Here is a 17,921-nt window from a genome sequence, read left to right as displayed (position 1 = left end):
CCGTTCGATCGTGGTGGAGGCCTAGACGCCGCCTGTCAGGCTCGCCGACAGCAGCAGCAGTCCAAACAGGAACACGAAGGCCGCGCCGCCGATCTCGACGATCGAGTGGATGCGGTTGCCCATGCGGCCGTCGCCGGCGAAATAGACCGCCCAGTTCTTGGCGGTCACGGCCATCGTCGCCAGCGCCGAGACGGTGATGGCGGTTCCAATCGACATCGCCAGCACCGACAGCAGGCCGCCGAGCCAGAGCCCGTTCAGCAGCGCGAAGCTGAGTACGATCAACGCACCGGAGCAGGGGCGGATGCCGACCGCCGCTACCGCCGACCAGGCGGTGCGCCAGTCGAAGCGGTCACCGGACAGCATTGCCGGATCGGGCGCGTGCGAATGGCCGCAAGTTTCGCAGACCTCGCCGATCGCATGGTCATGATGCGCGTGATCGTGCGCGCCATGGTCGTGATGATCGTGTGAATGGTCATGCACATGGTCGTGATCGTCATACGCGTGCAGCGCGTGCGAATGAGCGGCATGCGAATGGCCGGCGGCCTGCGAATGGCCTGCATGCGAGTGGCCATGGGAATGAGCCCCATGCGAATGGCCGGCATGGGCCGCCGACAGGCTGTAGGCCGGCCCCTTGCCAAACAGGTGCAGGACGGCGGGGCCGAGCTTGCGCCACAGAAGCCAGGCGCCGAAGAGGGTGACTAGGGCAAAGCTCATGATCTCCATGAACCAGGCCGCATCGGTCATCGAGATCGTGGTGCCGCGCAGGACGAAATAGGCAAGCAGCATCACCAGGATCGCCGTCAGGCCCTGCAGCAGCGCCGAGACGAAGGACAACAGGATGCCGCGCTTCAGCGCCACTTCGTTGGCCACCATGTAGGAGGAGATCACCGCCTTGCCGTGACCGGGGCCGGCGGCGTGGAAAATGCCATAGGCGAAGGACAGGCCGATGAGCACCCAGAGCTTGCTATTGTCCTGGCGCATCGCCTTCATGGCCGTCGCCAGCGCGCGATAGAATTCCTGCTGCCTGAGGTTGATCCACATCAGGATGTGGGCGAACGGACCGGTGCTGGGCGCCATGCCATCATTGACGCCGATGCCGAGCGAACTCTGGGCGTGCGCGGCATTGGCGAAATGCATCGTGGCAAAAGCGATGGCCAACAGGCCGAATGCCAAACGCAGGGACGGTTTCGTCACCGGGTTCATCCTTCTGGCTGACAGGTCAGTTCGAGCTTGGTGGCGAAGATCTTGCTCATGTCGGTGCCTGTCGGATCGTTGAAGAAGGCATCCGTCAGGGTCTTCTGGTTTTCCTTGATCGCTTCGTCCGGATCAGGACGGACCACCTTGCTGGCACAGTTCGAGGGCAGGCCCTCGACCGTGATGTTGGAATCCTCGGTGAAGTCGATCGCGGTGTAGAACGTCGGATCATAGACGCCGATGTCGATCTTGCCGGTCAGCTTGATCGGCGCCTTCGGCTCGGACTCGAACAGGATGATCAACTGGTCGTTGTCGAAATTGGCCATCAGGTGGGGCGGCGGCGTCATCGCCACGTCCTTGCCGTCCTGCGTGACGAGCTGGAAGTAATTGAACTCGGCCAGCGAGGCGTGGACCGTGTCGGCGACCTCCTTCAGCTCCTTGTCGTCAAGCTTCAGGTCGGAGTTCTTGTCGAACTCCATCATCACCGTACTCGAAAACAGATCGTCGAAGCGCCAGAGATGGCGCAGCGCTTTCACACTTTGGTGATCCGGGGCCAGGATCACGTCGAGGCGTGCCTCGGCGAAGACGTGCGGATGCACCTCGGCCGGTCCCGTCGCGGCGAAAGTCGCCGCCAAGGCCGAAGCCAGCGTGATTGCGTGCCGTTTCAAATACATTCGCGGTCGCGATTCCCTTGGCTTTCGGAAAGAGTTGCCGAAGGTTACCAGAAAGGGGGCGAAATTGGGACTGTCGGCGCATGTCACCCAAAAGTGCGCGGCGGTTCAGGGACAACGGCACGCACGCAACGAGAACTCAAAGCGCTTCGCGGCGCGACGCGCCTCGAGGCCTGAGGCAGGTCAGGCGCTCTCACGCGTCCTGAACCACTGCACCAGGAAGTCGACGAAAACGCGCACCTTCGCCGGCAGATAGCGGCGATGCGGGTAGACGGCGAAGATGCCGCCGCCCGATAGGATGCGGTCGTCGAGCACCGCCACCAATTGGCCGCTCTTGAGGTCAGGCGCGGCGATGAAATCCGGCAGGATGCAAAATCCAAGACCCGACAGGGCCGCGGCGCGCGCCGCCATCGGGCTGTTGACCTCGATCGGGCCCGACACGGCAATGCTCACCGGGTCGCCATTGTCGCCCTTGAACGGCCAGTTGTTCAGTCCGCGGCCATTGGTGTCGACGATGCAGGGCATGTGGCTGAGATCCTGCGGCCGTGTCGGCATGCCATGCTTGGCGATCAGTTCGGGAGAACCGCAGAGCTTGATCGAGAACGGCGCCAGGCGCCTTGCGATCAGCGACGAATTCTCCAGCCGCGAGATGCGCACCGCGAGGTCGAAGCCTTCCTCGACGAGATCGACGAAGCGGTCGTCGAGCTGGATGTCGAGCACGATGTCGGGATACTGCTTGGCAAAGTCGATCAGCGACTGGCCGATCGGCGCGTCGGCGAAGGTGCGTGGCGCCGACAGCTTGATGCGGCCGCGCACATCGCCGGAGGACTCGCGCACGGCGTCGGCCAGGCTGTCGACTTCGCGCACGATCTCGGAGGCGCGACGGTAGTAGGTGTGGCCGGCCTCCGTCATCGAGAACTGGCGCGTCGTGCGGTTCAAGAGCAGCGCGCCGAGTTCGTCCTCCAGCTCGCGCACATATTTCGACAGCAGCGCCTTGGAGCGGCCGATCTTGCGCGCCGCCGCCGAAAAGCCCTCGGCCTCGACGACGTCGATGAAGGCGCGCATGCGGGTCAGTGTGTCCATTATTCAGGCCCTTTGTGCTGCGTCCAAAGCGCGTCGCGTCGAAACGAATTCACGCGACGCGCTTTGAGTGTTGTTTGATGCATGTCGTCGTCGCAAAACCGAGGTCACTTTTGCGCGACATGCATTAGAAGTTTTCGGCCGAGCCGTATCAGGGCAATGTCGCTGCCGGAAGGGCCAAGCAGCGAAAGTCCAAACGGTGCGCCGGCAACCGAGCCGATCGGCAAGGTGATTTGGGGAAAGCCGGAGAGCCCGGCCAGGCACAGAAGGTGCAAGGCGCGCTCGCGATAGGCCTGGAACTGCTCGGGTGTGCTGTCGACATAAGGCGCCGGACCCGGCACCGTCGGCAGAATAAGAAAACCGTCCTTGCCGAGCAGGGCGCTCAATTCACCGCGAAAGGTCAGCCGGCGCACTTTTTCGGCCTGTGCCGTCCGGTCGTCCACGGCACGGCCGAAGCCGAACCGCTCCTCGACCCCAGGCCCAAGGTCGCGCTCGCCGCTGGTGATCCATTCGCCATGCACCGTCCAGGCCTCCCTGGCCTGCAGCCGGCGAAAGCACCAGTAGAGTTCATCCGGAGAAGAGCTGAAGCGCGACATCGGCGTCGCCGGCGTACCGAACACCGCGCTCGCCAGCGCCTTCATTCCTGCAAATTCGGCGAGCGCCGGCCGGGCGATCATTTCGTCCAGCCAGCCGAGCGTCAGCGGCCGATCCAGGGAATGTTGATGCGGATCGCGGCCAAGCAGCAGCTTGCCGACGGTCTCGTAGGTTTCGATGTCGTCGGCGAACCAGCCGAACGTGTCGAAACTCGGCGCCAACTGCATGGTGCCGTCGAGGGAAATGCGGCCATGCGTGGTGCGGAGGCCAATCAGCCCGCAGAAACTCGCCGGCGCGCGGATCGAACCACCTGTGTCGGACCCCGTTGCGATGTCGGCCAGCCTGCCCGCCACCGCCGCGGCCGACCCCGAAGACGAACCGCCGGTGACGCGGTCGAGAGCCGCCGGGTTCACCGGAAACGGAAAATGCGCGTTCTGGCCGAACAGAGCGAAGGCGAGTTCGTCGGTCTGGGTCTTGCCGACGAAACGCGCGCCCGCGTCGAGAATCATCTGCACGGCGCCTGCCGTGCGCGAAGCGGCGTGGCCTCCGGCGAATTTCTGCAAATTGCCGCAACCGGTGCGGTAGCCGGCGACGTCGTAAATGTCCTTGACCGCCAGCCGCAGCCCGGCCAGCGGCCCAAGCTCGGCATGCGCCACCGGCATCTGGCGGAGATCGAGAAAGGCGTTGAAGGGGCCGTGTGTGCCTGTCATCGTTCGATATCCGGATACGGTTGCGCCAACATTGTTCGATGCCAGAAATTTTACAACCTGGGATACGATTTTTATTGATTGTGAAATACTTCGCTCTTATATCGCGCTTGCCCAAAGTCGCACGTGCCTGTGGGTGTCCGCCGATCCTCGAATGGTGAGGGAAATCGGTAAGGTAACTGGAGCCAACCCCTCCAGTCGGTTTAGCGGCCAACCGCCAGACCGAGGACACCTTGAAGCAACGACGGTGCGGGCCTTTCTGGTTCTCTGCCGGTTGTCCAAAGACCGGGGTTACTGAAGAGGCACACCTTCATTGCCGGCAGTGCGGAACGGGGTTCTCCCAATCCAAGCCAAGGCAGACAAAGCGAACCGAAGCCGGGCAAGGCCAAGGTTCATCGCCGCGAGACGGCGTTTCATGGTTCCGGGGTCTCCACCGGCTGGTTCCATGGATTTTCCGTCCCGCCTTTGTTTGACCGCGTGTTCGCGAGGCCGACAGCCCGCGCCCGCACCCTTGTGCGCGCCGAAAGGCGCGATGGAGAAACCCGATGGCCACCCAGCGCATTCTCGACTTCCTCGCCACCCGACGTCCGTCCGGCCCCTGCCTCGTCGTCGACCTCGATGTCGTGCGCGACAATTTCCGCGCCTTCGAGAAGGCGCTGCCCGATTCCAAGATCTACTATGCGGTGAAAGCAAACCCGGCGCCGGAAATCCTGCGCCTGCTTGCTGCGATGGGCTCGTCCTTCGACACCGCTTCCGTTGCCGAAGTCGAGATGGCGATGGACGCCGGTGCGCCGGCGGACCGCATCTCCTTCGGCAACACCATCAAGAAGGAGCGTGACATCGCACGCGCCTACCAGCTCGGCATCAAGCTGTTCGCGGTCGATTGCGTCGAGGAGGTCGAGAAGATCGCCCGCGTCGCTCCCGGCGCACGCGTCTTCTGCCGCGTTTTGACCGATGGCGAAGGCGCCGAATGGCCGCTGTCGCGCAAGTTCGGCTGCGTGCCGGCCATGGCCGTCGATGTGCTGCGCCATGCCAAGGGCCTCGGCCTCGACGCCTATGGCGTGTCGTTCCATGTCGGCTCGCAGCAGACCGACCTGACCGCATGGGACCGTGCGCTGGCCGACGCCAAGAAGGTGTTCGCGACGCTCGCCGAGGAAGGCATCGTGCTCAAGATGGTCAATATGGGCGGCGGCTTCCCGACCCGCTATTTGCGTGACGTGCCGGCGGCGCAGGCCTATGGCCAGGCGATCTTCTCGGCGCTGCGCAAGCATTTCGGCAACGCCATTCCCGAGACGATCATCGAGCCGGGCCGCGGCATGGTCGGCAATGCCGGCGTCATCAAGTCGGAAGTCGTGCTGATCTCGAAGAAGGCCGACAACGACAATGTACGCTGGGTGTTCCTCGACATTGGCAAGTTCGGCGGCCTAGCCGAGACGATGGACGAGGCGATCCGCTACCCGATCGTCACCGCGCATGACGGCACCGAGACCGCGCCTTGCGTGCTCGCCGGCCCGACCTGCGATTCGGCCGACGTGATGTACGAGAAGACGCCGTATCCGCTGCCTTTGTCGCTGACCATCGGCGACGAGGTGCTGATCGAAGGCACCGGCGCCTACACGACCACCTATTCGGCGGTCGCCTTCAACGGCTTCGAGCCTCTCCGATCCTACGTGATCTGACGGTTCGAAAGAACCGATCAGATCATCCCAGGTGGGCGCCCGTCGCCCGCTTGGGCTCGCCTGTGGAACAGATCTCCGCTCGTGAAGGGATCGCGGAAATGGAAATGTCAGTTGAAATCGTAGCTCATGCGCCGGCCTTCGCCGTGGTCGCCGAAACCGTTGCCGACGTGGCGGCGCGCGAAGCCTTGCTCGATCGCGCCATGGGGCCGAAGCGCAAGACCAAATCGTCGGAAAAGCTGCGGCGTGGCCGTCGGCCCTCGGAGGGTCTTGCCTTCGTCGCGCGCGATGCCTCGGGCGGCGTGGCCGGCACGGTGCGGCTATGGGATGTCACCTTGGGCGAGGGCGGTTCGTCGGCGCTGCTGCTTGGCCCGCTCGCCGTCGACCCCTCGCTCAAGAGTGCCGGCATCGGTTCGGCGCTGATGCGGCATGCCATCGCGGAAGCCGCGCGCCTCGGCCATGCGGCGATCCTGCTGGTCGGCGACGAGCCCTACTATGGCCGCTTCGGCTTTTCGGCCGCCAGGACGGGCGCGCTCGCCATGCCGGGACCTTACGAGCGGCACCGCCTGCTGGCGCTGGAACTGGTGGAGGGCGGGCTTGATGGCGCCGAGGGCACGCTGAAGGCGTCCGGCCGCAAGCTTAAGGCACAGGCGCCGATCCTGGCGCGCGAGGCTTAAGCGCGACTGCCCTTCAAAACAAAACGCCGCCTGAAAAGGCGGCGTTTTGTCATCTCAAAGCCGCCTCTGGCGGCTACGTCCGTTCAGCCGATCAACTGGCTCAGCGCCATGGCGACGGTCATGTCGCCTTCGACCTTTATCTTGCCGGTCATGAAGGCCATGGTCGGATTCAGGTCTCCCGCGATCAGCGAATCCAGATCGTCGAGCGAGAGCTTGATGGTGCAGTCGGCAGGGGCGTCCGTGGTCGAGACGGTTGCGCCGTCGATGACGATGACGCCGTCGCTGCCGGTGTCGAATTTCACGGAACGATCGAACCCGCTGCTGGCCACGCGCGACTTGATCTTCTCGGCAATCTCCTGAACGCTCACGCTGTTCTCCTGTCTGGTTGCATTCTGTCGCGCAGGGCATTTCGGTCCGGCCGAAGCCCATGCCTCTGAGGCGATTACAATCGCTGCCGCATATAGCTTTGGATTGACGTTTACGTCAACGCAAATTGCGGGCATCGGCCCCGGCGCCGACTGCTATCGGGACCGCTGGCGCCGGCCCGACGGCCGATGGCTCAATGCGCGCTGACCGGCTTAGGCGTCTCGGTCGCGGGGGTGCTGGCATCCTGCCGCCGGCGCAGCCAGTTGTCGCGGATCTCATCCTTGCTCAGGAAATTGACCTGATCGATCAGGACCTCATGCACCAGGGTTGCGCCGACACGTGTGTTGATCGTGTCGCGGATGGCGGCGCGAAAGGCATCGAGGTCGACCGTCGCCTTCTTGGTGAAGTCGATCTGGGGATGGGCGTAGAGATAGCTGTAGACCTCGTCTGTAATCAGCGCCTCGGCCGGGATCGACAGCTTCTTTATCTGCTCCGGCTCGACGGTATAGACGAGCTTGGCCAGGAAGTAGCCGTCGATCTTTGAATTGTGGATCAGCGGCACCGAAATGACGTCGGTCTTGACGTAGTCCAGCCCACCCAGCATCGGCTTGGGTTTCTCGCCGACGCCGCGTTCGCCGGCGGCCTGGAACGAATAGAACACCGCGCCGAGCGTGGCGGCGCAGATCCAGACCGCTATGGCGATGACCTTGATCATTTTGAACCCGGGCCCGGCATCGCCGCGCTCTACCCTTTCGGCCTGCCGAATTCGCCGGCGGAGTAGGTGCCGTCGGTCTCGGCGCGCTGGATGGCGCTGCGCAGCAGGCCGGCGACCTCGTTGACGGCGCTCAGATGGGCCAGGATGGCGGCCTCGTTCTTCGCCAGCTTCTGGCGCAGCCGGGTCAGGCCCTCGCGATGCTGCTCGAGGAATTCGGCCTCGCTACCGCCCTTCATGGCGCGGGTGAGCTCGTAGAGATAACGGCTCTTGCGGGCGTTCGACGCCTTGAGGTCATAGCTTGTATCGCTGCGGATGCCGGCGGTCTCTTCCTCGACCACCTCCTCGATGCGGCCGATGATGGCGGCAAGGTTTCCAGGCCGAGCGAACGGGGCCGGTGTGTCCGGCGCGGTCGCTCGTGCTGGCAGGTTGGCGGTGAATTCGGAAGAGTCGGCCATGGTGTTTCCCAGTCTAGATCTTGATGTCTGTTTTTATGGTTGTCTCGTCGCCGGTCATCGACCTGGCGGCCTTGCGCTGCAATTCCTGGACGAGCGAGGTGGACAGACGGGTTTGCGTGTCGATTTCGGTCTTTTCCGGTCCATTCGAGACCGGGCCGATCGGCACCTTGCGCTTGCCGTCCATGTAGTGGTCGGCGAGCAGCGACTTGGCGATGCCGATGCCGCCGCGATCGGCCATGACGTCGGCGACGCGCTCGGCGAGCTGCGATTTCCACATGTCGCCGGCGAGACCCGTGCCGTAGACGCCCTCGGTGTCCTTGGGCAGCATGTTCTGGATGAAGGTCTGCAAGACCATCGCCTCGAACTTCTTGAACTTCTTGGCAGGATCGGCCGTGGCGGCGGCCTTGTCGGCCGTCGCGCGTGACAGGATCGAGCCGGCATCGACAGAAGCCGCGGTGTCGACCGAAAACGTGCCGGCGACGCCGCCGGCGCGCTTGGTCAGCGCGGCGCGGGCAGCCTCGATATCCATCGGATCGGCAGCTCGGGCGACATCCATCACGATGTCGCTGGGTGGAGAAATCGCCAAGAAAGTCCGCCTTTTGCCGGGTTTCCTTAGCCAGGACCATGCCTCAACAAGCTTGTGGCAGGCTTGCGGAGGGTGAGGAGATGCTGGAGTGTGGTTCGGTTGTTTGCTTCGCGCTACGAGTGGCGCTTCCCGAGCAGACGTTCTGGTGTCGCCTTTAGGCTGAAAGCACGCGGTCCAGTTTCTAGAACGATCTGTCCAGAAGGTGCCATTGCGGTGTCCGCTAGGCCGCGTTCGGAACATCGGTAAGCTTGGCCGCCAGAAGTGCGCTTTGTTTATGGCCATCTTTCGCGCATCAGTTTAGCACGCCGAGCACGCGGAGGGTACTCAGCCTACCACCAACCAGGCCATCGGCATCATTGGCCATCAAGTTCAGTCACAAGGCTATTCTGTGAGCCTCGGCGCAAATGCTCCTGCGACGAGGCCCAATGGTCTCGGCGACTGCTGATGAAACGGCAGGTTGGATCAGGATGGCGGCCGAGTTGCAAGCGAAACGCTTTGCTAAACGATTGCATGTCAAACCGAATTTTCACGGGACGGGTATACTCGATTGTCTTTGGCAGATCCCGTGGCATGTACTTGCACCTGCGGCTGTCGGGTTGCACATCCGATAGCTATCTCGGAAAGTAACGGTGTTTCTCGATTTCACGGATATTAGCCGCGTCGACGGTGTTTTTTGATGCAATTGCTCATTCAAGATGACAATATGGCTTGGGGATATTGGGGAGACGGGGCGCCTGATGCACGCAAGTATGAGCCAAAAGCTGGCCAGCTATGGCCAGTGGACATATCGTGGCGCATGGGCATTAGAGATCATAGCGTCGATTATTGGATTAGCCACAGGCCTTGTTTTGGGCTTTCAAGCTTTCGAAGCAAGTCAATCTGCCACGGCGATGGACCTTATTCTCGCCAGTGCCCCGTTTTTTATCGTTTCCATCGCTGAGCTAACGAAGATTCCAATCGCCACACTTTTATATAGCGTGTCCTGGCTGTGGAAGCCTGTGATCTTGGTGTTTCTCCTACTTCTAGCAGGCATCACTTTTGAGACAGTTTTGTTGGGGCTGGAGCGCGCTGGCACGCTCCGCGAATTGCAATATGAAGAACTCGCCGACGGCATCGATTCGCTCACCAGAGAGAATGCGAAGCTTGACGCTGCAGACGAGTTCGCAAAGCAAGCAGATCAGGCCGCCAAAGCCAGAGCGGATCTGGAAGAGATCAGCGCGCTTGCCGATAAGGCTCGGAAGGAAATTCAAAGCCGTATCGCAGACGTCGACACCGAACTTCTAGCGACGACTGCTCTAACGCCAGAAGCGTCCAGAGCACGAGAACAGGTCCGGGAGAAAGAGCAAAGACGAGTGGACCTAGTTGCCGAGCGAGATGGTCGAGTTCAGCAAGCAGTAGAGGAGTTTGAAAGGCAACGAGACAGTTACGTGGAGCGGATTAGAGACGCCCGAGAAACTGGCGACACAGCTTCGGCAAAGCGCTGGGAGGACGAGATTGGGAAACTTGCCAATCCTCGCGCTAAGATCGAGGCAAAGTATGAATCGCAAATCGCGGCTGTCGATCAAGAGATCGCGGGTACTCGAAGCGATTTCGACCGTTTGAGGCTTGAAAGCCCAAAGATGACGGCAGACCAGAGACAGGTGCTCCAGAGCCGACGAAGCGACCTTGAGAAGACGCTTGATGCAATAACTGCAGATTGGGAGCGCCGGCTCGATCAGGCGAGGGAGACACTGTCAGCGGCACAGACGGCGGAAGCTTCGAAAGCTAGTACCCTAGCTGCCAATCAAGCGCGGCGAGACGAGATAGCAAAGCAGTTGAGCGAACTTGAGAAGAAGCGCATCCCGCTCGCCAGGACAGACCAGATTCGACGAATCGCAGCCCGCTGGTACGGCGAAAAGCCGGAAGAAGTGAGTGAGCCTCAAGCGGGGAGAGTCTCTGCAATCTGGTTCGGCTCCCTCGCCGTGATTGCAGGATTGGCCGGCCCAATCACTGCCATGGTGGCTCTTGGTTTGCAGCGTATCGCTGCACAAGCCGAAAGTCGTACTGAGAGCCCGCTGTCGCGTCTGGTTCGACGATTGCTCTTACGGTGGCGATGGCGCCGGGTTCGTACGATCAAAGTGCCCTTTGAAGTTTCTGTCGACAGGGAGGTCGAGAAACGCGTTGAGGTTCCTGTTGAAAAGGTGGTGAAGGAAATTCTCTATGTACCCATCCTCACCGACGATCCGGATGCCCTGCGAAAGGCGCTAAACGAGGATTTGCCACCAGAGGTCGTCGATCTCGTCAAAGTGGCCGCTAAAGGTGGTCGCAACAGTGCTGGTCAGGCATAATACGGAGCTTCTCGAGCGAGCCGTTGACTTAGTCGTGAAGCAGGCGGCTATCCCGACTCTGCAGGCTGAGGCAGCTGCCTATGACAAGATAGCACGGGCAAATGCCTTCCGCAGGATGATGACGGGGGCTGCAGTAGCGGTCGCCGCCGTCGGCATCGGCTATGGAGCGGCGTTATTTTTCGGGCGTGAGTTCAGACTTTCACCAACCGTAGATACCATTCAGAATCATAAGGGAACCGATAACATTGCGCCCAAAGAGACAGTCTCGGAGGGCAAGACGGAACGGACAACGATTCCCATCCCTGAACCAGCCCCTAGGTCGGAGGTTGCCTCGCCCCCGCCGGCTCCTAAACCTGACATCGTGACTGAAGACTTCAACAAGTTCCTCACGCGGGAAATAGACTGGGGAGGTTCGCACTGGTCATTGGTTTCTGGCCACCATTTTAGCGACGAGAACGACCCGACATGGGATCGTGCATGGTGCTACACACGTCGCATAGTAAATGGCGTCGATGTAAACGTAGACTTAGCAAACCGACCCTCCCCTACTGATCGCCCCCAAGCGCCCGCGGCGCCCTTGGCTACACTTGCATCCATCGGCCTGAATGATGCATCGGCTCTGGAACTCGCATCGAAATGTGCGTGGCTCGACAACAGGACGTTCAGCGGCAATGACTATGATATGCCCCCTGGCCGTGCCGAGGAAGCCCAGAAGCTCGTTGTTCAGGATGGCTGGGATGCAATGGGCTTCGACCTCCCGAGCATGCCTGTTTGGAATGTCTCATTCGAGCAATGCCAAATCCAATGCGAGGGCGACAACCGGTGTCAGGCAATCACCTATGACAAGAAACATTCCGCATGTTTCATGAAAGGAGACGCATCGGTCTTAGTGAGAGCTCCCGATGCTGCTGTGGCCGTCAAGCAGGCCGTGGCGAACAAAGTTCAATACTCTAGTCTCGTTTTCTACAAAAACACTGTCGTAGTAGGCAATTCATACTCGAACATCACCAGCACATATGCTGACTGCGTATTGGCATGTGCTGCTGATGTGAAGTGTATGGGCTTTGATTTCGATTCTCCTAACAAGATGTGCTCAATGCTTGATCAAGTAGATTCGTTGTCCGTGTTCAAAGGGGTGGCCTCGGGAAGTAAAGCAGCTGCAAATTGAGAGTCTTTTGGCTACCAGCCAGTTCCCTCCTGGTTCCGGTAGCATTAGGGTTCCCAGCAGCCGTTTCTGTGCAACTTATGCGTCCGGACGCCGTAGGTCTGTTTATGGTCGATCGCGGAGTCGCCCTCTGCTACTGACATCGGCGCAAACGGTCATTCACGTCGTGCCATCAATCAGTCAACTTGGAGTAGGCCAGCATGATGTTCGACGCTACTCCTCGCCACGCTTCTGCGCGATCAAATCGAGCCGCTCGCGGTCTGATCTCTCGCGCTCGTCGCGGTTGCGTACGTCCTTGTAGGCGCGCTCGACCATGTTGGTGCGGGCGCTTGCCGCGGCGATGAGGCCGGCTTCCTGTCTGGCGCTTTCCAGGCTCTCCTCCTGGCGCACGACAGCCTGGGCGATGCGGCGATGATAGAGATCGGGGAACAGGCCGGAGAGGGAATTGTCCTGGTCGAAATGGCCGATCAATTCACGGGCCTCGGTCTCGGCGGCGTTTGCCGCGGCGACGAAGGTGGCGTGGCGGGTCTCGTGCAGGGCCTTCAGCTGCGCCTGCACCTTGACCAGTTTCTTCAAGCGATCCTTGCGCGTGCTCATGTCACCTCGCCAGTGTGAGGTCGACGAAGCCGTCGACGAACAGCGACAGCATGGTGCCGACGGCGAAATAGAAGATCAGCATGCCGCCGGCGATGACGAAGGGCTGGGAAATGAAATAGATCGGGATCTGCGGCGTCAGCTTGTTGACGAAGCCGATCGTCAGGTTGACGAGAATGGCATAGGCGACGAAGGGGCTGCCGAGGCGGATGACCAGGAAGAACGTGTCCGACACGGTGTCGGTGATGTCGACCAGCGCTGCCTGCGGGTTGAAGAAGACGTTGACCGGCGCGACCGTGTAGGACGTCACCAGGGCACGGACGATCTCGTGATCGAAGTCGAAGACGAACAGCATCAGCAGCGCCGAGAACGAAATGATGGCGGCGAGCGCCGCCTGCGGCTCCGGCTCCTCGATCGCCGGTCCGCCGGAGCCGCCATAGCCGATCAGCATGGCGATAGCCGAGCCCATGAAGCGCAGCGCTTCCATGTAGAGCCTGGTCATGGCGCCGATCAGCCCGCCGACCAGCAGTTCCGAAATGATCATCGGCACCAGGACCTGCGGACGCGGATCGACGAAGGGAAAGATCTTGTCCCACAGGAAGGCGAGCAGGCCGCCGGTGGCGGCGACCGCCACGAACAGCCTGACCTGGACGGGCACGCGGGCGCTGGACAGGCCCGGCATCAGCATGAAGCAGGCGCCGATGCGGCAGAAGGCGAGGAACGCCGCGATGACGACGGCCTGCGAGAGAACGCTCACGATATGGTCCCGAGCACCCTGATCTCGACGCCCTTGGCGATTTCGACGTGGGAGAGCACCGGCAGCGTGGTGAACAGGCGCTCGATGATCATGCGTACATAGGGGCGCGCGTCGGGCGCGGTGACCAGCACGAAGCGCTCGCCGGCTTCCAGGTGTTTCTTGATCGCCTTGGTGGCGTCCTGGCCGAACTCCTCCAACTGGCGCGGATCGATGTCGAACTCGCGCACCTCGCCCTTGGCGTCGCGCTTGAGGCTCTGGTGGAAGGCAAGATCCCAGCGGTTGCCGAGGCGCAGCACCTTGAGCACGCCGCCTTCCGACAGGTCGCCGCAGATCTGCTGGGCCATCCGGATGCGCACATGTTCGACGATCTGCTCGGTGCGGCGCACATGCGGCGCGATCTCGGCGATGGCCTCGATGATCAAATGCAGATTGCGGATCGAGACGCGTTCGGCAAGCAAAAGCTTCAGCACCGCCTGCAGGCCGGGATAGGAGATGTGGGTGGTGCAGATCTCGTCGGCGAGCTTGCGGTATTCCTGGTCCTGGCGTTCGAGCAACGCCTTCATGTCCTTGTAGGAGAGCAGCTGCGGCAGGTTGTTGCGGATGACTTCCGAGAGATGGGTGAGCAGCACCGACATGTTGTCGGCGAAGGTGAAGTTCTCGCGCTTCAGGTCCTCGGCGAAGGTTTCCATGACGGAATAGGCGCGCATGCCGAAGGCTGGCTCGCGAATTTCCTCGCCGGGGATTTCGGGTATGTCGCGGTTGCCGAGCAGCACCATGATCTCGCCGACGCGCATCGAATATTCGGCAACCACGGTGCCGTGCACCTTGATCTGGTAACTTTTCGGCGGGATTGCGAAGTCGTCGGCGACACGGACTTCCGGAACGACGAAGCCGTATTGCTGCGCGAATTTCTTGCGCATCTTGGACATGCGGAAGACCAGTTCCTGATGCGAAACCAGGAGCCGGGTCGAAAGCTGCTTGCCGATCAGGAGTTCGATCTCGGCGGTGGCGAGCGAGGCCTTGACCGAGTTCTTTTCTTCCTCGGCCTTGGTCGCCTTCTCCTGGCTCTTCAATGCCTCGGCCTCGGCGACCGCGCGGTTGTGGCGCATCGGAATGACATAGCCGAGGCCAGCCATGCCGGCGGCCAGCGCGAAGAACGGGAACAGTGGCAGGCCGGGCATCAGGCCGAGCAGAACCAGCAGCGCCGCCGCCACATAGAGCGCGCGCGGATGGGCACCGAGTTGGCCGAACACGGCCTGGTTTGTGGAGCCGCGCGTGCCGCCCTTGGAAACCAAGAGGCCGGCGGCGAGCGAGACGATCAGCGCCGGGATCTGGGTGACGAGACCATCGCCAACCGACAGCTTGATGAACACGTCGGCGGCCTCGCCCATGCCCATGCCGTGCCTGATGTAGCCGATGGCGATGCCGCCGACGATGTTGATGGCGGTGATGATGAGGCCGGCAATGGCGTCGCCGCGCACGAATTTCGAGGCACCGTCCATCGAGCCGAAGAAGGAGGATTCCTCTTCCAGTTCGCGGCGGCGCAGCTGCGCGGTCTTGTCGTCGATCATGCCGGCGGAGAGATCGGCGTCGATCGACATCTGCTTGCCGGGGATGGCGTCGAGGGTGAAGCGGGCGCCCACCTCGGCAATACGGGTGGCACCCTTGGTGATGACGATGAAGTTCACCACGATCAGGATCATGAAGACGATGAGGCCGATGACGAAGTCGCTGGCCATGACCAGCTTGGAGAAGCCGGCGATGACATAGCCGGCGGCGTGCGTGCCCTCATTGCCATGCGACAGGATCATGCGCGTGGTGGCGATGTTGAGCGACAGGCGCAGCATGGTGGCGATGAGCAGCACGGTCGGGAACGAGGAGAAATCGAGCGGCCGCTGGATCCACAGCGCCACCATCAGGATCAGCACCGAAAGCGCGATCGAGAAGGCCAGCCCGATGTCGATGAGAAAGGCCGGGATCGGCAGGAACAGCACGGCCAGGATGATGACGATGCCGAGCGCGAAGAAGATGTCGCGGCCGTTCTTGGCCACCGCGCCGGGCTGGATGCTTTCGCTGATCGCCATTCTCGTCCTCGAACCCATAGCGCTGCCGAGCATGCGACAGCCCGGCGAGGGTAGCTGGCCAAGCTTGCGCGAGGGTGGGAGAGTGGCCGGATCGACTCTCTCGCGAAGGACTATCCATGCTGCTGATCATCGGTACGATCCGCCTGCCGCCCGGCAGGCTCGACGAGGCAAGGCCGGTGATGGAGCGCATGGTTCGCGCCAGCCGCGCCGAGGACGGATGCCTTGAATATTCCTACGCGCAGGATGTGCTTGATCCCGGCTTGATCCGGGTCACCGAGGTATGGCGCGACCGGCCGGTACTCGATGCGCATTTCCGCTCGCCGCACATCGCCGACTGGCGCGCGAGCTGGCCGGGGCTCGGCATCGGCGAGCGCAATCTGGTGCTCTACGAGGCCGGCGAACCCATGCCGACCTGAACGGTCCGGCGCCTCGCCAGCCGCCAGCAAGCAATCAGGTTTCGGCGGTATCGGCGGTGGCAACGCCGACCAGCCACCGCCTGACGGCTCGTTCCTCCGACGCCGACAGACCGGTGGCCAGTTCGGTCTCGATCGCATGCACACGGTCCCGGCATCGCCGCAGCAGCGCCTGTCCACTGGGGCTGAGCTCGATATGCTGGATGCGCCCATGTACGGCGTGGGGCTTGCGCAGCAGCGAGCCGGCGCGCTCCAGATTGGTGACGATGACGCTGAGCGTTTGCGGGGTGAGCAGCGCCAGCCGGGCAAGATCGGCGTTGGAGAGGCCGGGATAGGCCGCCAGCATGGTCAGCGTGACGAATTGCGGCTGCGTCACGCCGAGGTCGGCCAGCGCCCGGTCGACCCTCAGCCGATGCGCCCCGGCGGCCTGCCGCAGGAGATAGCCGAGATAGCCTTGCTCGCCGCGTTTGCCTTCGCCCGGAGCCGGAACCGAGGCATGTTGATCTGGCTTGCGCATGATATAAGAGCTCTTATATGTTGTTCGAACCCTGAGATTATAGCAGAGCAAGGACGATGACGATGGCCTATCGGATTTTTCTCGCCGGCGCTTCGGGCGCCATCGGGCAGCGGCTGATCCCGCAACTCCTGGCCGCCGGCCATCAGGTGACGGGCACTACGCGCAATGCCGACAGAGCCGCCAAATTAGGGACCCTTGGCGTCGAGCCAGCGGTTGTGGACGTGTTCGATGCCGACGCACTGTCGCGGGCGATGCGTGCTGCCCGCCCCGACATCGTCGTCCACCAATTGACCGACCTGCCGGCAGGCCTGGACCCGAGCCGCATGGCCGAAGCTGTCGTGGGCAACGCCCGCATCCGCGAGGAGGGCACACGCAATCTGGTCGCCGCGGCCGTCGCATCCGGCGTCAGGCGCATGGTGGCGCAAAGCATCGCCTGGGCCTTCGCGCCAGGCTCCGAGCCGCATGCCGAGGCCGATCCGCTGGATAGCGGCGCGAGCGGCAATCGCGGAATCAGCGTCGGCGGGGTCATCGCGCTCGAAACGGCCGTGCTCAATGCACCATTCGCCGGCATCGTCCTGCGCTATGGCCAGCTCTACGGCCCCGGAACAGGAGCGGACACGCCCGCCGGCGCGTCGCCGCTGCATGTCGATGCGGCTGCCTATGCGGCGCTGCTTGCACTGGACAAGGGCGCGCCAGGCATCTTCAACATTGCGGAACCCAATGAGGCCGTCTCGACGCGAAAGGCGGTCGAGGAACTCGGCTGGCGCGCCGATTTCCGCTTGTCCGCCTGAACCAATCCGCTCGGAGACATCGACATGATCACCCATCAAGCTCGTTTGCGGACCGGCCAGTCCCTGATCGCCGTCAGTGCCGTCGCGGTTCTGTTCGCGCTGGCGGCCAAGTGGACCGGTCCGGGTTTGATGGCTGTCGAGCCGGTCGGCATGGAAACGCACATGAACATGGAAGGCGCTGCCGAGGGTAGCTCCGCCGCACGGCCCAAGACGGTCGTCACGCCTGTCTCCTGTGAAAGGCTACCCAACGTGCCGGGCAAGTCGATCACCACGGTCGTCGTCGCATTTCCTCCAAATGCTTATACGCCCCGCCATCGGCATCCGGGCTCGGTCAGCGCCTTCGTGCTGAAGGGTACGCTGCGTTCACAACTGGCGGGCGGCCCCGTCGGCACCTATGCGCAGGGACAAACATGGTTCGAGCCGCCCGGGGCGATCCATCTCTTCGCCGAGAATGCCAGCACGACGGAGCCGGCCGAACTGCTGGCGACCTTCATTGCCGACGACGATTGCGGCCCGCTGACGATCCCGGATTGACCACCGCGCCGGTGGCTT

Annotated in this window: 19 protein-coding genes; 7 read left to right on the top strand and 12 right to left on the bottom strand. The window is 62.3% G+C overall.

What is annotated here, in order from left to right:
- Nucleotides 1–21: 21 nt before the first annotated feature.
- From EN861_RS22210 to EN861_RS22195, 4 genes are all read right to left on the bottom strand, one after another.
- Complete coding sequence (locus EN861_RS22210; protein WP_135865591.1) at nucleotides 22–1,203, bottom strand: nickel/cobalt transporter; 1,182 nt, start codon at nucleotides 1,201–1,203, stop codon at nucleotides 22–24.
- Nucleotides 1,200–1,868 (bottom strand): DUF1007 family protein, encoded by a 669-nt coding sequence (locus tag EN861_RS22205; RefSeq protein ID WP_127275855.1) that lies wholly within the window; start codon nucleotides 1,866–1,868, stop codon nucleotides 1,200–1,202. Before EN861_RS22205 ends, EN861_RS22210 begins: the two co-directional genes overlap by 4 nt.
- 180 nt (nucleotides 1,869–2,048) lie before the next feature.
- Entirely contained in the window at nucleotides 2,049–2,948 is a 900-nt protein-coding gene (locus EN861_RS22200) for a LysR family transcriptional regulator (protein ID WP_127275856.1), read from the bottom strand.
- Between the two features lie 104 nt (nucleotides 2,949–3,052).
- Complete coding sequence (locus tag EN861_RS22195) at nucleotides 3,053–4,249, bottom strand: amidase (protein ID WP_127275857.1); 1,197 nt, start codon at nucleotides 4,247–4,249, stop codon at nucleotides 3,053–3,055.
- Nucleotides 4,250–4,791: 542 nt separating this feature from the next.
- Between EN861_RS22195 and odc2 the strand changes: the two genes are divergently transcribed.
- Together odc2 and EN861_RS22185 are read left to right on the top strand one after the other, a co-directional pair.
- Nucleotides 4,792–5,925, top strand: a complete 1,134-nt coding sequence (gene odc2, locus EN861_RS22190; protein ID WP_127275858.1) for an ornithine/lysine decarboxylase — start codon at nucleotides 4,792–4,794, stop codon at nucleotides 5,923–5,925.
- 98 nt (nucleotides 5,926–6,023) lie between these two features.
- Nucleotides 6,024–6,599 (top strand): N-acetyltransferase, encoded by a 576-nt coding sequence (locus tag EN861_RS22185; RefSeq protein ID WP_127275859.1) that lies wholly within the window; start codon nucleotides 6,024–6,026, stop codon nucleotides 6,597–6,599.
- 83 nt (nucleotides 6,600–6,682) lie between these two features.
- On the opposite strand, the gene EN861_RS22180 is transcribed toward EN861_RS22185, so the two are convergent.
- The 4 genes from EN861_RS22180 to EN861_RS22165 form a co-directional block, all read right to left on the bottom strand.
- Nucleotides 6,683–6,967 carry an SCP2 sterol-binding domain-containing protein gene (locus tag EN861_RS22180; protein ID WP_027144782.1) on the bottom strand — a complete coding sequence of 95 codons (285 nt, stop codon included), beginning with the start codon at nucleotides 6,965–6,967 and terminating at the stop codon, nucleotides 6,683–6,685.
- A 191-nt stretch (nucleotides 6,968–7,158) separates the two neighbouring features.
- Nucleotides 7,159–7,680, bottom strand: coding sequence for a hypothetical protein (locus tag EN861_RS22175; protein WP_127275860.1), 522 nt, complete (start codon nucleotides 7,678–7,680; stop codon nucleotides 7,159–7,161).
- A gap of 29 nt (nucleotides 7,681–7,709) precedes the next feature.
- Nucleotides 7,710–8,135 (bottom strand): hypothetical protein, encoded by a 426-nt coding sequence (locus tag EN861_RS22170; protein WP_127275861.1) that lies wholly within the window; start codon nucleotides 8,133–8,135, stop codon nucleotides 7,710–7,712.
- 13 nt (nucleotides 8,136–8,148) lie between these two features.
- Nucleotides 8,149–8,721, bottom strand: a complete 573-nt coding sequence (locus tag EN861_RS22165) for a rod-binding protein (RefSeq protein ID WP_189343702.1) — start codon at nucleotides 8,719–8,721, stop codon at nucleotides 8,149–8,151.
- A gap of 737 nt (nucleotides 8,722–9,458) precedes the next feature.
- On the opposite strand from EN861_RS22165, the gene EN861_RS22160 reads away from it, so the two are divergent.
- Together EN861_RS22160 and EN861_RS22155 are read left to right on the top strand one after the other, a co-directional pair.
- Nucleotides 9,459–11,048, top strand: coding sequence for a hypothetical protein (locus EN861_RS22160; RefSeq protein WP_127869891.1), 1,590 nt, complete (start codon nucleotides 9,459–9,461; stop codon nucleotides 11,046–11,048).
- A gap of 34 nt (nucleotides 11,049–11,082) precedes the next feature.
- On the top strand, nucleotides 11,083–12,216 hold the full coding sequence (locus tag EN861_RS22155; RefSeq protein ID WP_210235191.1) for a PAN domain-containing protein: 1,134 nt from the start codon (nucleotides 11,083–11,085) through the stop codon (nucleotides 12,214–12,216).
- 210 nt (nucleotides 12,217–12,426) lie between these two features.
- On the opposite strand, the gene EN861_RS22150 is transcribed toward EN861_RS22155, so the two are convergent.
- The 3 genes from EN861_RS22150 to flhA are packed head-to-tail and all read right to left on the bottom strand — an operon-like array spanning nucleotide 12,427 to nucleotide 15,648.
- Nucleotides 12,427–12,810, bottom strand: coding sequence for a hypothetical protein (locus tag EN861_RS22150; RefSeq protein WP_127869890.1), 384 nt, complete (start codon nucleotides 12,808–12,810; stop codon nucleotides 12,427–12,429).
- A 1-nt stretch (nucleotide 12,811) separates the two neighbouring features.
- The gene (gene fliR / locus EN861_RS22145; RefSeq protein ID WP_127869889.1) at nucleotides 12,812–13,564 is read right to left on the bottom strand and encodes a flagellar biosynthetic protein FliR; all 753 of its coding nucleotides are present in this window, start codon (nucleotides 13,562–13,564) and stop codon (nucleotides 12,812–12,814) included.
- On the bottom strand, nucleotides 13,561–15,648 hold the full coding sequence (gene flhA / locus EN861_RS22140) for a flagellar biosynthesis protein FlhA (protein ID WP_127869888.1): 2,088 nt from the start codon (nucleotides 15,646–15,648) through the stop codon (nucleotides 13,561–13,563). The genes fliR and flhA overlap by 4 nt, the downstream gene beginning before the upstream one ends.
- A gap of 116 nt (nucleotides 15,649–15,764) precedes the next feature.
- On the opposite strand from flhA, the gene EN861_RS22135 reads away from it, so the two are divergent.
- A complete protein-coding gene (locus EN861_RS22135; RefSeq protein WP_135865583.1) occupies nucleotides 15,765–16,064 on the top strand; it encodes a putative quinol monooxygenase in 300 nt (99 codons plus the stop codon).
- Between the two features lie 34 nt (nucleotides 16,065–16,098).
- Here EN861_RS22135 and EN861_RS22130 read toward each other — a convergent pair whose 3' ends face one another.
- Nucleotides 16,099–16,578 carry a MarR family transcriptional regulator gene (locus tag EN861_RS22130; protein WP_127281171.1) on the bottom strand — a complete coding sequence of 160 codons (480 nt, stop codon included), beginning with the start codon at nucleotides 16,576–16,578 and terminating at the stop codon, nucleotides 16,099–16,101.
- Between the two features lie 62 nt (nucleotides 16,579–16,640).
- On the opposite strand from EN861_RS22130, the gene EN861_RS22125 reads away from it, so the two are divergent.
- Complete coding sequence (locus tag EN861_RS22125; protein ID WP_135865580.1) at nucleotides 16,641–17,369, top strand: NAD(P)-dependent oxidoreductase; 729 nt, start codon at nucleotides 16,641–16,643, stop codon at nucleotides 17,367–17,369.
- A 24-nt stretch (nucleotides 17,370–17,393) separates the two neighbouring features.
- On the top strand, nucleotides 17,394–17,903 hold the full coding sequence (locus tag EN861_RS22120) for a cupin domain-containing protein (RefSeq protein WP_127869884.1): 510 nt from the start codon (nucleotides 17,394–17,396) through the stop codon (nucleotides 17,901–17,903).
- Nucleotides 17,904–17,921 lie beyond the last annotated feature (18 nt).

It is taken from the genome of Mesorhizobium sp. M8A.F.Ca.ET.218.01.1.1, assembly GCF_004791165.1.
Lineage (GTDB): Bacteria > Pseudomonadota > Alphaproteobacteria > Rhizobiales > Rhizobiaceae > Mesorhizobium.
The sequence above is the reverse complement of the archived record's forward strand: the minus strand, read 5'-3'. Positions and strand labels throughout refer to the sequence as shown.

What these genes read in the sequence shown, in the direction of transcription:
- EN861_RS22120 (WP_127869884.1), top strand. Translation starts at nt 17,394, where the DNA reads ATGATCACCCATCAAGCTCGTTTGCGGACCGGCCAGTCCCTGATCGCC.
- odc2 (WP_127275858.1), top strand. Translation starts at nt 4,792, where the DNA reads ATGGCCACCCAGCGCATTCTCGACTTCCTCGCCACCCGACGTCCGTCC.
- EN861_RS22210 (WP_135865591.1), bottom strand. Translation starts at nt 1,203, where the DNA reads ATGAACCCGGTGACGAAACCGTCCCTGCGTTTGGCATTCGGCCTGTTG.
- EN861_RS22175 (WP_127275860.1), bottom strand. Translation starts at nt 7,680, where the DNA reads ATGATCAAGGTCATCGCCATAGCGGTCTGGATCTGCGCCGCCACGCTC.
- EN861_RS22195 (WP_127275857.1), bottom strand. Translation starts at nt 4,249, where the DNA reads ATGACAGGCACACACGGCCCCTTCAACGCCTTTCTCGATCTCCGCCAG.
- EN861_RS22200 (WP_127275856.1), bottom strand. Translation starts at nt 2,948, where the DNA reads ATGGACACACTGACCCGCATGCGCGCCTTCATCGACGTCGTCGAGGCC.
- EN861_RS22130 (WP_127281171.1), bottom strand. Translation starts at nt 16,578, where the DNA reads ATGCGCAAGCCAGATCAACATGCCTCGGTTCCGGCTCCGGGCGAAGGC.
- EN861_RS22135 (WP_135865583.1), top strand. Translation starts at nt 15,765, where the DNA reads ATGCTGCTGATCATCGGTACGATCCGCCTGCCGCCCGGCAGGCTCGAC.
- EN861_RS22125 (WP_135865580.1), top strand. Translation starts at nt 16,641, where the DNA reads ATGGCCTATCGGATTTTTCTCGCCGGCGCTTCGGGCGCCATCGGGCAG.
- EN861_RS22160 (WP_127869891.1), top strand. Translation starts at nt 9,459, where the DNA reads ATGCACGCAAGTATGAGCCAAAAGCTGGCCAGCTATGGCCAGTGGACA.
- EN861_RS22170 (WP_127275861.1), bottom strand. Translation starts at nt 8,135, where the DNA reads ATGGCCGACTCTTCCGAATTCACCGCCAACCTGCCAGCACGAGCGACC.
- EN861_RS22185 (WP_127275859.1), top strand. Translation starts at nt 6,024, where the DNA reads ATGGAAATGTCAGTTGAAATCGTAGCTCATGCGCCGGCCTTCGCCGTG.
- flhA (WP_127869888.1), bottom strand. Translation starts at nt 15,648, where the DNA reads ATGGCGATCAGCGAAAGCATCCAGCCCGGCGCGGTGGCCAAGAACGGC.
- EN861_RS22150 (WP_127869890.1), bottom strand. Translation starts at nt 12,810, where the DNA reads ATGAGCACGCGCAAGGATCGCTTGAAGAAACTGGTCAAGGTGCAGGCG.
- EN861_RS22205 (WP_127275855.1), bottom strand. Translation starts at nt 1,868, where the DNA reads ATGTATTTGAAACGGCACGCAATCACGCTGGCTTCGGCCTTGGCGGCG.